We start from the raw sequence: 1,075 nt of genomic DNA, 5'->3' as shown, positions 1-1,075 counted from the left end.
TACTCACACTCTGTTACCTTTTCTTAAACCTAAAGTCCGCCTCATAACGCCATTCCCACTAGCTGTTAACAGTGAGTTTACGACTAACGTTTTGATTAAGCCCATTATCGGCCTCAGAAATGAAGCGGGTTTCGACGCAGAAAAGCAGTCAATGGGAAGTGGTGTTGTTGCTAGAGCGGTCGTAACTAAAGATTCACACTGGGTCATTCGTACTTCTTCGTCTTGGCGCGAAGCTATTATTCAAACTGTTGAGCGTGATATTTCTCGCCTTGAGCATTTTGCTCTAATCAAAGCACTGGCTTTTGCTGATCGCACTGGGCTTACCAAAGAGGATTGGCAGTCTCTGCGTGACAGCGGACTACTGCATCTTGTATCAATTTCTGGTTTACACATTGGGATGGCATTGACGTTTGGGCTCGCCCTTGGTGGGCTTATTCGGCTTGCTATGCCGCGATATTGGTTTCTGCCATCAGTGAGTGGGTTGGCGTTTGCCATTGTTTACGCTTGGCTTGCTGATTTTTCTTTGCCGACGACCCGAGCCGTTTCTGTTTGTATCATCTATATTGCTTTGAAGTATTGGCTTGTTCATTGGAGCCCATGGCGCGTACTGCTACTGGCCGTGGCGTTGCAACTTTTCTTCCAACCTTTTGCTTCTTTTAGTTTGAGTTTTTGGCTGTCTTATTTATCCGTTGGTGCCGTTTTGTTTGCGGTTAACACAGTGCAAGACTCGAAGGAAGGTCGGTTGGGAAAGTTGCGGATACTTCTGTTGACTCAACTGATACTGAGCTTATTGATTGTCCCGATCAGTGGCTATTTTTTCTCTGGATTTAGCTGGTCTTCTTTAGTCTACAATTTGGTTTTCATTCCTTGGTTTGGCTTTGTTGTCGTTCCAATCATGTTTGCTGCTTTAATTGCGTCATTGCTCTTTCCTATGTTGGCGACGGTTCTATGGTATTTGCTTGACGTATTCCTTGTGCCACTAAGTTGGTCGGTTCGATATGCCATAGGAACTTGGCAACCCATTAGTACCGAGTGGGCATTTGTTATTGCTGTAGTGAGTGCCGTGCTCGTTTTA

The 1,075-nt window shown here is 45.3% G+C and carries 1 protein-coding gene; it reads left to right on the top strand.

Translation table 11 applies throughout. From position 1 onward, the window contains the following. The coding region (locus R7Q41_RS24360) for a ComEC/Rec2 family competence protein (RefSeq protein WP_318144750.1) at window positions 1-1,075 on the top strand (1,075 nt) is incomplete at both ends.

This window comes from Vibrio sp. 2096, from assembly GCF_033339595.1.
GTDB classification, from domain to species: domain Bacteria; phylum Pseudomonadota; class Gammaproteobacteria; order Enterobacterales; family Vibrionaceae; genus Vibrio; species Vibrio alginolyticus.
The sequence above is the reverse complement of the archived record's forward strand: the minus strand, read 5'-3'. Positions and strand labels throughout refer to the sequence as shown.